The 13,416-nt window shown below is 62.3% G+C and carries 13 protein-coding genes; 5 read left to right on the top strand and 8 right to left on the bottom strand.

Annotation, left to right across the window (positions count from 1 at the left end; all coding sequences use genetic code 11):
- Positions 1-140: 140 nt before the first annotated feature.
- Positions 141-905 carry a response regulator gene (locus EJD88_RS06760; RefSeq protein ID WP_112196932.1) on the top strand — a complete coding sequence of 255 codons (765 nt, stop codon included), beginning with the start codon at positions 141-143 and terminating at the stop codon, positions 903-905.
- Positions 905-1,942 (top strand): HAMP domain-containing sensor histidine kinase, encoded by a 1,038-nt coding sequence (locus tag EJD88_RS06755; protein WP_112194346.1) that lies wholly within the window; start codon positions 905-907, stop codon positions 1,940-1,942. Before EJD88_RS06760 ends, EJD88_RS06755 begins: the two co-directional genes overlap by 1 nt.
- Here the strand turns inward: EJD88_RS06755 and EJD88_RS06750 are convergent.
- The 8 genes from EJD88_RS06750 to EJD88_RS06715 all read right to left on the bottom strand — a co-directional run bounded on the left by EJD88_RS06750 (position 1,939) and on the right by EJD88_RS06715 (position 8,142).
- The gene (locus EJD88_RS06750) at positions 1,939-3,000 is read right to left on the bottom strand and encodes an AI-2E family transporter (RefSeq protein ID WP_099586722.1); all 1,062 of its coding nucleotides are present in this window, start codon (positions 2,998-3,000) and stop codon (positions 1,939-1,941) included. The two genes, EJD88_RS06755 and EJD88_RS06750, sit on opposite strands and share 4 nt — an antisense overlap.
- A 73-nt stretch (positions 3,001-3,073) precedes the next feature.
- Positions 3,074-3,892 (bottom strand): DUF4892 domain-containing protein, encoded by an 819-nt coding sequence (locus tag EJD88_RS06745; protein ID WP_158877352.1) that lies wholly within the window; start codon positions 3,890-3,892, stop codon positions 3,074-3,076.
- Positions 3,893-3,994: 102 nt separating this feature from the next.
- Complete coding sequence (locus tag EJD88_RS06740) at positions 3,995-4,849, bottom strand: alpha/beta hydrolase (RefSeq protein ID WP_099586724.1); 855 nt, start codon at positions 4,847-4,849, stop codon at positions 3,995-3,997.
- Complete coding sequence (locus EJD88_RS06735; RefSeq protein WP_099586725.1) at positions 4,846-5,649, bottom strand: alpha/beta fold hydrolase; 804 nt, start codon at positions 5,647-5,649, stop codon at positions 4,846-4,848. The genes EJD88_RS06740 and EJD88_RS06735 overlap by 4 nt, the downstream gene beginning before the upstream one ends.
- Positions 5,650-5,745: 96 nt before the next feature.
- The gene (locus EJD88_RS06730; protein WP_158877350.1) at positions 5,746-6,189 is read right to left on the bottom strand and encodes a hotdog fold thioesterase; all 444 of its coding nucleotides are present in this window, start codon (positions 6,187-6,189) and stop codon (positions 5,746-5,748) included.
- Positions 6,190-6,312: 123 nt separating this feature from the next.
- Entirely contained in the window at positions 6,313-6,762 is a 450-nt protein-coding gene (gene sixA / locus EJD88_RS06725; RefSeq protein WP_158877348.1) for a phosphohistidine phosphatase SixA, read from the bottom strand.
- On the bottom strand, positions 6,759-7,106 hold the full coding sequence (locus EJD88_RS06720) for a DUF4389 domain-containing protein (RefSeq protein ID WP_029292722.1): 348 nt from the start codon (positions 7,104-7,106) through the stop codon (positions 6,759-6,761). Before EJD88_RS06720 ends, sixA begins: the two co-directional genes overlap by 4 nt.
- 10 nt (positions 7,107-7,116) lie before the next feature.
- Positions 7,117-8,142, bottom strand: coding sequence for an NAD(P)H-dependent glycerol-3-phosphate dehydrogenase (locus EJD88_RS06715; RefSeq protein WP_158877346.1), 1,026 nt, complete (start codon positions 8,140-8,142; stop codon positions 7,117-7,119).
- A 195-nt stretch (positions 8,143-8,337) separates the two neighbouring features.
- Between EJD88_RS06715 and EJD88_RS06710 the strand changes: the two genes are divergently transcribed.
- The 3 genes from EJD88_RS06710 to EJD88_RS06700 are packed head-to-tail and all read left to right on the top strand — an operon-like array spanning position 8,338 to position 13,287.
- A complete protein-coding gene (locus EJD88_RS06710) occupies positions 8,338-10,458 on the top strand; it encodes a TonB-dependent siderophore receptor (protein ID WP_112194338.1) in 2,121 nt (706 codons plus the stop codon).
- A 1-nt stretch (position 10,459) separates the two neighbouring features.
- On the top strand, positions 10,460-11,389 hold the full coding sequence (locus EJD88_RS06705; protein ID WP_158877344.1) for an ABC transporter substrate-binding protein: 930 nt from the start codon (positions 10,460-10,462) through the stop codon (positions 11,387-11,389).
- On the top strand, positions 11,386-13,287 hold the full coding sequence (locus tag EJD88_RS06700) for an ATP-binding protein (protein ID WP_158877342.1): 1,902 nt from the start codon (positions 11,386-11,388) through the stop codon (positions 13,285-13,287). Before EJD88_RS06705 ends, EJD88_RS06700 begins: the two co-directional genes overlap by 4 nt.
- Positions 13,288-13,416: the final 129 nt, after the last annotated feature.

Below are 13,416 nucleotides of genomic sequence, written 5' to 3'. Positions count from 1 at the left end.
TGTTTCAAAGCTGATACATTCACGACATGCCCCCAACACGCCTCGCCGCTAGCCTCGCCCGCACTACCCTCCGACCAGCACTTCCAGCCATGGGGCTGGGCGCCTATGCTGACCGCAACAACCAGGCAGATGATCGCATTATGCATACCCCTTTTGTCCCAGTGAACGACGAGCAAAAAGGCGCGGTGGCCGCCGATGACAAGCGCTGGAACACCCGTGCGCTGATCGTCGACGACGATGTGCCGATTCGCGAACTGCTGATCGACTACCTGGCACGCTTCAATATTCTCGCCACTGGCGTCACCGACGGCGCCGCAATGCGCCAGGCGATGCAAGCCGAAACCTTTGACGTGGTGGTGCTCGACCTGATGCTGCCGGGCGAAGACGGCCTGTCGCTGTGCCGCTGGCTGCGCTCGGATTCGGATATTCCGATCCTGATGCTCACCGCCCGCTGCGAGCCCACCGACCGCATCATCGGCCTGGAGCTGGGCGCCGACGACTACATGTCCAAGCCGTTCGAACCACGCGAACTGGTGGCACGTATCCAGACCATCCTGCGCCGCGTACGCGATGACCGCACCGAGCAGCGCGCCAATATCCGCTTCGACAACTGGCGCCTCAACAGCGTGCTGCGCCAACTGGTGGCGGACGATGGCCTCGTAGTGCCGCTGTCCAACGCCGAGTTCCGTCTGTTATGGGTGTTTATCGAGCGCCCGCGCCGGGTGTTGAGCCGCGAGCAGTTGCTGGATGCAGCCCGTGGTCGGTCCATTGAAGCGTTTGATCGCAGCATCGACTTGCTGGTCTCGCGCCTGCGCCAGAAACTGGGGGATGATCCCAAGGCGCCGCAGTTGATCAAGACCGTGCGCGGCGAAGGCTACCTGTTTGACGCGCGGGATATCGGCTGATGCGTACCCCCTTCAATACGCTGTTCGGTCGACTGTTCGGCGTGTTGCTGGTGGCGATTGTGCTGGCACATGTACTGGCGATTTCTTGGTTCCGTTATTACGGCCCTCCCCCGCCGCCGCCTCAGGAAACGTTTGTCGAGGAACCGGACGGTACTTTGATGCCGGTGCATAAGGAACATCGTCGCCCGTGGTTTGGCGGCCCGGTAGTCCCACTGACGTTCCAGTTCATCTGCCTGATCATCGCCGCCTGGTATGGCGCCAAGCTGCTGAGCCGACCGATCCAGCGCCTGAGCGAAGCCGCCGAACGCCTGAGCCTGGACCTCGACAGCCCACCGCTGGATGAGTCCGGGCCGCAGGAAGCGCGCAAAGCGGCATCGACTTTCAACCTGATGCAACGCCGTATCCGCGAACAAGTCAGCCAACGTGCACGCATGCTCGGCGCCGTCTCCCACGACCTGCGCACACCGCTGTCACGCCTCAAGCTACGCCTTGAGCAGATCGACGACACCAGGCTGCAGGGCCAGATGCGCCAGGACCTGGACGACATGATCGGCATGCTTGATGCCACCCTGAGCTACCTGCACGAGCAGCGCACCAGCGAAACCCGACATTGGCTGGATGTGCAGGCGCTGGTGGAGTCACTGAGTGAAAACGCCCAGGACCAGGGCTGCGACGTGCAGTTCGCCGGCACTTGCGTGCCGTTACAGGTGCAACCGATGGCCCTGCGCTCGTGCTTGAACAACTTGATCGACAACGCCTTGCGCTATGCCGGCACGGCGCGGGTTGAACTGGAGGATAGCCGTGAAGCCCTGATCATCCGCGTGATCGACCACGGCCCGGGAATCGCGGCCGATCAGCGCGAAGCCGTATTCGAGCCCTTCTTCCGCCTGGAAGGCTCACGCAACCGCAATTCCGGTGGCGTCGGCCTGGGCATGACGATTTCCAAGGACGCCGCTGAGCGCCTCGGCGGTCGCCTGAGCCTGGAGGAAACCCCAGGCGGCGGTTTGACCGCCGTGATGTGGCTGCCCCGGGCTTAGAGAGGTTTGTCTTCGCGTCGCCCTTGAGCCTGGGTTGCGCTCCAATCCATCAACAGGCTGTACGCCACGGCCAACAGGGTCGGGCCGATAAACAGACCGATAAAACCAAACGCGATCAAGCCGCCGAACACCCCGAGCAACACAATCACCAGCGGCAGATTGCCGCCACGGCTGATCAGGTACGGCTTGAGCACGTTGTCCACGCCACTGATGATGAACGTCCCCCACACACCCAGAAACACCGCGTAGGTGTAATCGCCCTTCCAGGCCAGCCACGCCGTGGCCGGGATCCACACCAACGGCGGCCCCATGGGAATCAGGCTGAGCAGGAAGGTCACGATGCCGAGCACCAGCGCGCCAGGCACTCCGGCAATCCAGAAGCCGATCAGCGCCAGCACGGCCTGGGCAGCGGCGGTGCCGATCACGCCGTTGACGACCCGTTGCACGGTCCCCGCGACCAATTCTATGTAATAACCGGCACGCTCACCGATCAAGCGTTCGAGCAGCCGATGGACGAACATCGCCAACCGTGGCCCGTCGCGATAGAAAAAGAACACGAACACCAGGCTCAGGGTCAGCTCAAGGATACCGCCGCCGATCTGCGCGCTGCGCGCCAACAGCCAGTTGCCCACCTGGCCCAGGTACGGCTTGATGCTGACCATCAGCGCGGCGCCCTGCTCGTCGATGCTGTTCCACATCCCGACCAGGCGCTCCCCCAAAAAGGGGATTGAGCCCAGCCAGGTTGGCGCCTCGGGCAGCCCGTCGACCTGGATATCCTTGATCAACGCCACCGCATCGCGTACATGGTCCGCCAGGTTGAACCCCAGCCACACCAGCGGCACCGCCACCAACAGCATCCAGCCCAGGGTCAGGATGCCAGCGGCCAGGGATTCACGGCCACCCAGCCAGCGCGTCAGCAGCACCATCAACGGCCAACTGGCAAACGCCAGCACCGCGCCCCAGAACAGCGCCGACCAGAACGGCGCCATCACCCAGAAACTGGCACCAAACAGCACCAGCAGCAGGATTTGCACCAGCAGGCGATCGTTATTGAGCATGGGGTATCTCGGAAAAAAGGCTGTAGGAAGTAAGCTTAGGCGAACGGCTCGGGTCCGTTCGCCTTATAGGCGGTCAGCGTATCAGATGCAGGTGCAGGCCTTTGGTTTCACCGGTACCGGTTTCCAGGCGCGCAGCGCGCACGCCTTTGTCGACTAGGGCCTGGCGCCAGGCTTCGGCAGTGGGCCCGGACAGGCTGACGCGCAAGGTAGTGTCGAGGTTCAAGCCACGGGAGATCAGCGTCAGCCAGGTGTCACCGGGCTCGGCGCCCAGCGCTGGAAGGTCCAGTTCGCCGGTGCTCTTCAACTCGCGCAACAGGGTGGCCGAGGTGGGCAACAGGTCGCCCAGCGGCGCGCTGGCGTCCAGTTGCTCTACGTGCAGATAGGCACGGCGGTTGCCTCGGGTGATGCCGTACAGCGCCACCAGGGAATTGTCCTGCGGGGCCGCCAGACGCAGCAGCAGGTATTCCTGCTGGCCATCGGCGCCGACCAGCTTGGCGTTGCCGAAGATCTCGTTGGCCCACAGGCTGCTTTCACCACAGTCGCGGGCCTTGCACCAGAACAACAGTTGCGCGCCCTTGGCCTGCAAGGCTTCGCGGGTAGAGGTAAATGCAGCGTCGGAGCTGTGTTCGGCGGGCAGTTCGTAGGTAATCGCCGTGGCTTGGCCTCGGGCGATGGCCTGGCCTTCATAGCGCAGTTGGCCGCTGATCTTGCGGATCGCGCCCATGGGGTAGATGCGTTCTTTTTCTTCAGCGGGGCGGTAATCGACGATTTGTGCGTCGACCTGCCGGGCCACGGCGGGCAGGTCCTGGCTGCCCGGTACGTCGGCGGCGAACACCAGTGGGCTGAGCAGGCTCAGCCCGAGGATACGGATACAGCCGTTACGCACGCTCATAAGCTCAACGAGCCCTGGCCATTGGAGGTCACAGCGGTGTTGAAAACATTCATGGTTGACTCCCTTTCAATCCGCCCAGCCTCGGCAGTTGACCGCCCCAAGTCAAGGCGCGGAGAAGAACCGATTGAAACAGTCTGCAACAAGGACCGCACCCGGCTCATCATTCAAGTGCAAATGATGGCCGCCTGGCAGTGTGGTTACCGTAAAGGGTAGCTGGGAAAGCAATTCAGGATGTTTCGCCAACATGCCGTCAGCGGCGACCACCAACTGCGTAGGGCATCCCACACGCCGCACGAAGGCCATCGCCTGCTCATCGGTCAGACGAATCGGTGAGGCCAGTGTCAGGCGACTGTCCGAACGCCAGGTGTAACCACCCGGCACCGGCATCAAACCGCGCTGGGCCAGCAGCTCGGCCGCTTCACGGCTGACGGCCACCAAGCCTTTCATGCGCGCTTCGACCGCTCGGTCCAAGGTGCTGTAGACCGGCTTACGCTTGTCCTGCAGGTTCAATTGCGCCTGCAAGGCCATGCCCAGGCGCTCGGCAGCGTTCTCGCCACTGGCGGTGGGTGGGATCACGCCGTCGATCAATCCCAGGTGAGTCACCCGCTCCGGCATGGCGCCGGCCAGCACCAGAGAAACGATGGCACCGAGGGAGTGGCCAAGTAATGCAAAACGTTTCCAGCCCAGTTGCTCAGCGACTTGCAGTACATCGTGGACGTAATCCCACAACGCATAACCGGCACCCGTAGGACGGTGCGCCGAATGCCCATGGCCGGCCATGTCCAGCGCCACGATACGCAAGCCCGTGAGCTTGGGCGCCAGGCGCGCAAAACTGTTGGCGTTGTCCAGCCAGCCATGCAGGGCAATCACCGGCAAACCGTCTTCGGGACCAAACAGGTGGGCCGCCAATTCGATATGGGGCAGGCTCAGGCGCACTTCTTCGACCGGCGCGCTCATGCGCAACTGCGCTCACGGGCTTCCCAGCGGGCAAACAGGGTCTTGATCAAGGTCGCAGTGTCCTGGGGGCGTTCGAGGGGGAACATGTGGCCGCCGGGCATGGTGAGCATTTCGCCCATGGGCAGACGGTCGACCCCGCTGGCATGGTGACGCATCACCACCCGGCTCTGGCGACCGCGCACCACCGCCAGCGGCACCTTCAACTGGCGCACCTGACCGGGGCTGGTGTGGGGCACGCCACGGTAGATGCTGATTTCGGTGGCCGGGTCGAAGCGCAGGCGCAGTCGGTCGCCCGCTTGATACAGACCATGTTGCAGGTAAGCGTCGAAGCACTCCGGGTCGAAGCCACGGAACAGGGTCTTACCGGCAAAATAGCTGCGCGCTGCGTCGAGGTCAGTGAACTCTTCACGACGGCCCAGGGTGCGGCCGGCCGGGGTCAGGCGGTCGATAAAACCGAAGCGCTTGGCGGCGCGAATCACCCAGCGGTCCGCACGCGTCAATACCGGAGAGTCGAGCATCACCACACCGCGATACAGCTGCGGGCAACGCATGGCCGCGTGCAAATGCAACACGCCGCCCAGGGAGTGGCCCACACCCCACACCGGTTCCGGCTGCTGTTCCAGGTGGTGGATCAACTCGTCGACCAGGTTCTGCCAGTTATCATCCACCGGAAACCTGGGGTCGTGACCGTGCTGTGGCAGGTGAGCCACTGTGTATTCCGGGGCCAGGGCGGCAAACAGCTTGCCGTAGGTGGCCGAAGGAAAGCCATTGGCGTGGGCAAAAAACACGTGCTGCGACATACCGGCCCCTCTATAAAAACAGAGATTGATTGTCACCATGCCCGGGCAGCACAGCAATGACTGTAACTGCCAGGAATGGTGACACTCACGCCACGCCTATCGCGGCGGCGGGTTCTCGCCCAGCGGCACCACGGCCATGGTCAAGCGGGAAACGCAGTTGACCTTGCCATCTTCGGTGGTCAGACGGATGTCCCACACCTGCGTGGTGCGCCCGATATGGATCGCCTTGGCCACCGCCGTCACTCGCCCGCTGCGCACACCGCGCAGGTGATTGGCGTTGATCTCCAGGCCTACGCAATAGAACTTGCTCCCGTCGATGCACAGGTAAGCCGCCATGGAGCCAACGCTTTCTGCCAGCACCACCGAAGCGCCGCCGTGCAGCAGCCCGTAAGGCTGATGGGTACGGTGATCGACCACCATGCTGGCGGTCAGGGATTCGTCGTCGAAGCTTTCAAAGCGGATATCCAGCAGTTCACCGATGGTGTTTTTCTGGCTGGCGTTGAGTTGTTCTATATTCGGTGGGTTGCGCCACAGGCTCATGCGATTGTCCTTGTTGGTTTTATTACGACCCTAATCCTGCCACACAACCGCATCGGAACGCTCGTTTCAAAATCGACGCCGCACAGCCGTTTACACCCCGCAGGGATAAAGCAGCGATATAGCCTACGGGTTCTTCACACTCACCAGGCTCATCAGCCCCGCTAGCGGGAAGTCGCCCTCCAGTTCCGCCAGGCTGGCGGTGTGCATCGGTTCTGGCTGGCGTGGGTGGCCGTGCTGCAAGAAGCTGATCAAGCTGCCGACCAAGGGTTGATGACTGACCAGCAGCACGTTGTCATCCGTGTCGAGCTTTTCCAGCACCTGCAGTGGATTGCCCTCCGGCGTCAGCCACGGCACCGTGCGGATTTCTGGTTCAAACCCCAACGCCTCGCGTACCAGTTGCGCGGTTTGCTGCGCCCGCACGTAGGGGCTGGCGATAATGGCGCTGAGCGGCTGGCCAATCAGATGCTCAGCACTGCGAAACACTTCGCCACGGCCATGTTCAGTGAGGTTGCGTTCGGCATCCGTACGCGCATGCCCTTGGGCCTCGCCGTGGCGCAGAATCCACAACTTCACAGTTTTGGCTCTTCATCGCGCACTGGGTGCGGCGCCGGGGGCACGCTATGGGCGGCTTCGCCCTCGGGCGCGCGCGGGGTTGGCCAGTCGGCGAAGGGCCAAGGCTTCTGCTCGCTATGGAAGCTGCCGAAGCGGCCGATCTGGGCGAGGAACTGGCTGAGACTGTCGCCAAAATTCATCAGGCCCAGGTTCGGTGCGCCGTAGATCAAGCGATAGATCAATTGCACCACGACCAGCGCGCCGAGAATAAACTGCGCGACTTGCCACACCAGGGCAAACACCAGCATCCACAGGATGCGCAGGACAATGGATTCGTACTTGGGAGCTGCTTTCGGATCGTTCATGACGCGTTCCTCAGTTGAAACCACTGGTGGAAATAAAGTCGACATCGGTTTTCGGCTCGGCGCGCATCAGCAACTCGATGACCTGGTTCAAGGTGCGCCCTTCGAACAGGATCGCGTGCAGCCCCGCGACCAGCGGCATGTATACGCCCACCTCCTGGGCCTTCGCCTTGAGCACCTTGAGGGTGTTGACGCCTTCGGCCACTTCGCCCAGGCGCGTCACCGCGTCTTCCAGGCTCAAGCCTTGGCCCAGGGCGAAACCTACTTGGTAGTTGCGGCTTTTCGGCGAAGAACACGTGACGATCAGGTCGCCCACGCCTGCGAGGCCGAGGAAGGTCATCGGGTTGGCGCCCTGATTCACCGCAAAGCGCGTCATCTCGGCCAAGGCGCGGGTGATCAGCATGCTCTTGGTGTTTTCGCCCATGCCCAGGGCCACCGCCATGCCGGCGATGATCGCGTAGACGTTCTTGAGCGCACCGCCCAATTCGACGCCGAAACGATCGCTACTGGCATACACACGAAAAGTACGACCATGCAGCACCGCCTGGACGCGCTCGCACAGGGCTTCGTCTTCGCTGGCGACCACAGTCGCGGTCAGCGCGTGCTCGGCGACTTCCCGCGCCAGGTTCGGCCCGGACAACACGCCGATGCGTGCCTGAGGGGCAATTTCTTCAAGGATTTCGCTCATCAACTTGAAGGTCTGCGCCTCGATGCCCTTGGTCAGGCTGACCAGCATCTTGCCCGCCAGACGTTCGGCATGGGGCGCCAACACAGAGCGCAAGGCGCTGGAGGGCAGCGCGACAAAACACAGGTCGCAGTCCGTCAGGGTGGCCAGCAGATCGGTGACCGGCTCGACCGCCGGATGAATCTTGATGCCTTTGAGGTAACGAGGGTTCTCCCGATGCACGCGAATGGCCTCGGCCTGCTCGGGATCGCGCATCCACTGGCGCACCGCGTGACCGTTCTCGGCCAGCAGGTTTGCCACGGCGGTACCAAAACTTCCGCCTCCCAGGACCGCAATAGGGTGCTGTTCAGTCATATGCAATCCGTTAATCCATACCAGTGGCGATGGCGGCATTATACGGGGCGACCTGCTTGCGACCAGCCCCCGAATCAAATCGTGCGCCTGTCGGAAAATGCCATGGACGAGTGACGTAATTGCAAGTGTGGCGAATGGCAAATGGCCCCGCCTCAGTTAACATGGTCGGCTATCCGTCATTATCAAGGCCGTGTCGTGTCTTTGGGCCCTCCTTCCCACTCATCTCTATTGCTGCTGCTGTTGTGCAGTACCTCGGTACTGGCTGACGATCTGTTCCTTGACAGCCAGCCGCTGCCGCAGGTCTTGACCGCCACGCGCCTCAAGCAATCGGCCGCCGCCGTGCCCGGCAGCATGACCGTGATCGACAGCGAACTGATCAAAGCCAGCGGCGCACGGGACATCAGCGAACTGCTGCGCCTGGTGCCGGGAATGATGGTCGGCTACACCACCGGCAACCAGGCGGCGGTGAACTACCACGGCACCAGCGCCAACGATGCGCGACGCATGCAGGTCTTGATCGACGGGCGCTCGGTGTACCGCGCCGGCCTGGCCACGGTGGACTGGAGTGACATTCCGGTGGCCATGGAGGATATCGAGCGCATCGAAGTGTTCCGCGGCCCCAATACCGTCAGCTACGGCGCCAATGCGCTGATGGCGGTGGTGAATATTCTTACGCGTTCACCGGCCAACAGCCACGGATCAAGAGTCAAGGTGATTCGCGGCGAACGCGGGATCAACGATTTCTATGCCAGCCAGGGCGTAGGCTGGGAAACCGGTGATTTGCGCCTGTCGCTGTCCGGACAACAGGACGATGGCTTCGACAGCGATGCTGCCGGTGCCGACCGCCGTGACAGCCGCCGACTCAATCGCTTCAGCCTGGCAGTGAGTCAGACGCTGAACGCCCAGCAAAGCATCGACTGGCAACTGGACGCCAAGGAAGGCACCAATCAGCGTCCGTATACCTACACACCAGTTTTCGCCGGGATTACCGAAGGCGGTAATAACTCCGACGTCACGGCCAAGGACTACGCCGGCTCCCTTCGCTGGAACATCGACTTCAACCCCGAACACAGCCTGTACGTCCAAGGTTCGGCGCAGCAGTGGGACCGCCAGCAAATCTGGAAGGCTTGCGACGCCAAGGTTTCGTTCAGCCCCGAGCTGACCCAGTTGTGGCAACTCAACCCCAACTACGCCGAATTGCTGGCCCGGCACATGGAAACCTACAGCCAAGGTTCCGCGCCGCCAGGCAGTGCCGCCGAGCAAGCCTTGGCCAATCAGGTGTTGGATCAATGGCGCAACGGCGCCAACCAGAGCGTGTGCGGTGACATCAACCAAAGCACACGCGAAAGCCGTTACGACCTGGAAATCCAAGACACCCTCAGCCTGTCCGACAGCCTGCGCCTGGTCAGCGGCATGAACTACCGCTACGACCGCGCCGACTCCGACACCTACTTCAACGGCACCCTGGACGACACCACTTGGCGCCTGTTCGGCCAGTTGGAATGGCGCGCCAGCGAGCATTGGTTGCTGCAAGGCGGCGCCATGTTCGAAGACACGCGCCTGAGCGGCCACTCACTGACGCCACGGGTGGCGGTCAACTATCTGATCAACCCGCGCCACGGCCTGCGCGCGGTGTATTCCGAAGCGATCCGTTCGCCGGACATGTTCGAGAACAACGTCAACTGGAGCTACCGCGTCACCAACCTCAGCTCCCCGGCCTACGGGCAAAGCACCGGGCAGTACTTCGTGAAGACCCGTGGCCCGGGCAATCTCGACAAAGAACTGATGCGCTCGCGAGAACTGGGTTACAACGGGTTCTTTGCCGACATCGGGCTGACCATGGACGTGAAACTGTTCTATGACGAAATCACCGACATGATCAGCTCGCCCCTGCGCAACAACCAGTACATCGCCAGCAACGCCAACAGCTCGCGGTTTACCGGCGCCGAGTCGCAGTTCGACTGGCGGGTAAGCAACGCCGACCGTTTGCGGCTGACCTATGCTTACGTCGACGCCACCGCCAGCAACCCACGCGACAAAGCCCAGACGGCGCGCAACAGTGGCTCCGCCGGCTGGTTGCGCGAATGGGGCCGGGGCTGGTCGAGCGCGCTGTTCTACTATGGCGACGACGCACTCAATCAATATCGCTTCGAACGGGTCGACCTGCGGGTGGCCAAGCGCATTGCCCTGGGCAAAGCCAACGTGGAGCTGGCCGGCATGCTGCAACAACGTCTCGACAACCAGCCCACCACCTGGGCCGACAACACTTACGATCATCGCCACGTCCTCTACTTCAGCGCGGAGTTAGAGTTCTGACATGGGCGACTCGTCACGGATGACCTGCCTCTTTATCTATAAGGGCTGCCGACGCGCCGTGCTGCTGGCCTGCCTGTGGCTGGCCGCACCGGCGTGGAGCGCCGAGATCCTGCTGACCGCCGACGAAGACGGTGCAGGGGTACAAACCTTTACCCAGGCCCTGGCCCGGCAACGCCCCGAAGACCACGTCACCTTCATGCCCCTCAAGGACTTGCCCTCGCCCAGCCACTTGCCTGCCAGCACGCGCTTGATCCTGCTGGACCTGCCCGGCCTGGACTGGCGCCTGCAGGATCCCGAGGGCCCGCCGACCCTGGTGCTGCGCATCAGCCGGCTACAAGCCCATCAGCGTCCGCAGGCATCCCGGCATGCGCGGATCAGCCTGTTGTGGAGTGATCCGCCGCTGGAGCGCCAACTGCGCCTGATCACCAGCATCCTGCCTCAGGCGCAGCGCATCGGCGTGCTCTACAGCACCGAGAGTGAGTTCCTGCTGCCCGAGCTGCGCCGCTATGCAGAGGCCCTGGAGCTGAAGATCGAGCCCCAGCTCTGGGACAACATCAACGACAGCCGCCCGCTGCAGGCCCTGTTCAGGAACAGTGACGTGCTGCTCGGCCTCGACGATCCGCTGCTGTACAACCCAAAGACCGCCAAGAACCTGCTGCTGAGCAGCTATGCCCAGCAATTGCCGCTGGTGGGCCCGAACGCTGGTTTTGTGCGTGCCGGTAGCCTGGCCAGCACCTACAGCGACCAGGCCGACTGGCTGGCGGTACTCGACCGCCTGCTGGACCAGCCACCCGCCAGTTGGCCGCACGTGCTCTACCCCGAACACTTCAAAGTCGTGGGCAACCCGCAAGTCGCACGTTCACTGGGCATTGAACAGGTAGACGAAGCCAGCGTCGCCGCCCGATTGGCCGAAGGAGAAAAACGCCCATGACCTTGCGCCGTCGTTGGGACATCAACACCCGCACCCAGCTCATCACCCTCGGTCCGGCGCTGTTGCTGACGTTGCTGCTGATCAGCTTCTTCACCTTCGTGCGTATCCAGGACCTGCGCCAGGAACTCGACCACACGGGCCAGTTGATCGCCAACCAATTGGCCCCGGCCACCGAATACGGCGTGATCTCGGGCAACAACGATGTACTTGAGAGCCTGCTGCGCGCGACGCTGGCCACGCCCCATGTACGCTTCCTGGAAATTCAGGACAGCGGCGAAAACATTCTGGTGTATGTCGAGCAGGCTTCGGAAAAACACGACCGCTCGCTGTCGGTGAAAGTGTTCCAGGCGCCGATTCGCCTGCAACACATCCAGCTGGGCAACGACTTTTTCCAGGACAACCTCAGCGAATCCAAGGCGCCACGCGCGGATTACCTGGGACGGGTAATTGTCGGCATGTCCAATGACGCCTTCAGCCAGCGCCAACAGGAGATTCTGTTCAAGGCCGGGATCCTGGCGCTGTTCGCCTTGCTGTTTACCTTCCTGCTCGCCCGACGCCTGGCCGCCAGCCTGTCGCAACCGATCAGTGCCATGGGCCATGCGGTCAAGGCGATCCAGCAAGGCGACTACAAGACGCCGCTGCCGATTGTCGATGATTCGGAGCTGGGCGACCTTTCGCGACACATCAACAACTTGGCCGAAGGCCTCAACCAGGCCAGTCGTGAACAACAACAGGCCATGGCCCAGTTGATCCAGACCCGGGAAGAAGCCGAGCGCGCCAACAATGCGAAGTCGGACTTCCTGGCCATGATGAGCCACGAACTGCGCACGCCGATGAACGGCGTACTGGGCATGCTGCAACTGCTGGAAACCACCGAGATGACCGAGGAGCAGACCGAATACGCGGCGCTGGCCTCCGAGTCCACCGAGCACTTGCTCAAGGTGATCAACGATATCCTCGACTTCTCGCGCATTGAACGCGAGGCGCTGGAGCTGGAACATATTTCGTTCAACCTGGCCGACCTGATCAACAGTTGCGCCCAGGCGTTTCAGCACAATGCTCAGCAGCGTGGGTTGGTACTCAGGCTGGCGCTCCCGCCAGGCATGGATGAACTCAGGGTGCAAGGCGATCCGACGCGGATCCGCCAGATTCTGGTGAACCTGATCGGCAATGCCTTGAAGTTCACCGAGCACGGCAGCATCAACGTTGAGCCCCACTGGCAAACGCTCGACCATGAACTGGTGTGGTTCACCTGCACGGTGCGTGACAGCGGCATCGGAATTTCCACCGAGCGCCTGGAATTGATGTTCGATGCGTTCCAGCAGGCCGACAGTTCCATTTCAAGACGTTACGGCGGCACCGGCCTGGGGCTGCCCATCGCCCGCACCCTGGCCGAACGCATGGGCGGCACCCTGCGCGCCCAGAGCGAAGAAGGCCGTGGTTCGGTGTTTACCCTGGAAATTCCACTGGCGCTCGACCAACACAGCCTGCCCGCGGTGGCTGTGGATGCCGGTGGCAAACACAGCGCCGGCGATGGCCGTCATGTGCTGCTGGTGGAAGACAACCCCGTCAACCGCACCGTGGTGGAAGCCATGCTGCGCAGCCTGGGGTTTGAAGTGAGCCTCGCCACTGATGGTGCCGAAGCGATCCGCAGTGCCGAAAGCCTGATTTTCACGGCGATCCTGATGGATTGCCGACTGCCGCTGATCGATGGCTACGAAGCCACCAGGCAGATTCGCCACTTGCCGGGCTGTGCCGACTTGCCGATCATCGCCCTCACTGCTAACGCGCTGCAGGGCGACCGCGAAGCCTGCCTGGCGGCGGGCATGAACGATTACCTGGCGAAGCCGTTCAAACGCACGGATTTGCAGCAAATCCTGCAGCGTTGGGTGCAGTAGCGCTGCGCCATCAACCAAGTCCGACTGGCGTGAAAGACGAAAGTGCGGCAGTCTTAGGCACCCGAACGGGCACCTTAAACGGGCCCGGTTTAAAATTTCAGTGAACAAGTGTACATTCAGTGCCTAACG

It is taken from the genome of Pseudomonas sp. PB105 (assembly GCF_009764655.1).
Lineage (GTDB): Bacteria > Pseudomonadota > Gammaproteobacteria > Pseudomonadales > Pseudomonadaceae > Aquipseudomonas > Aquipseudomonas cyclaminis.
Note: the sequence above shows the minus strand (reverse complement) of the source record. Positions and strands in the feature narration are given on the sequence as shown.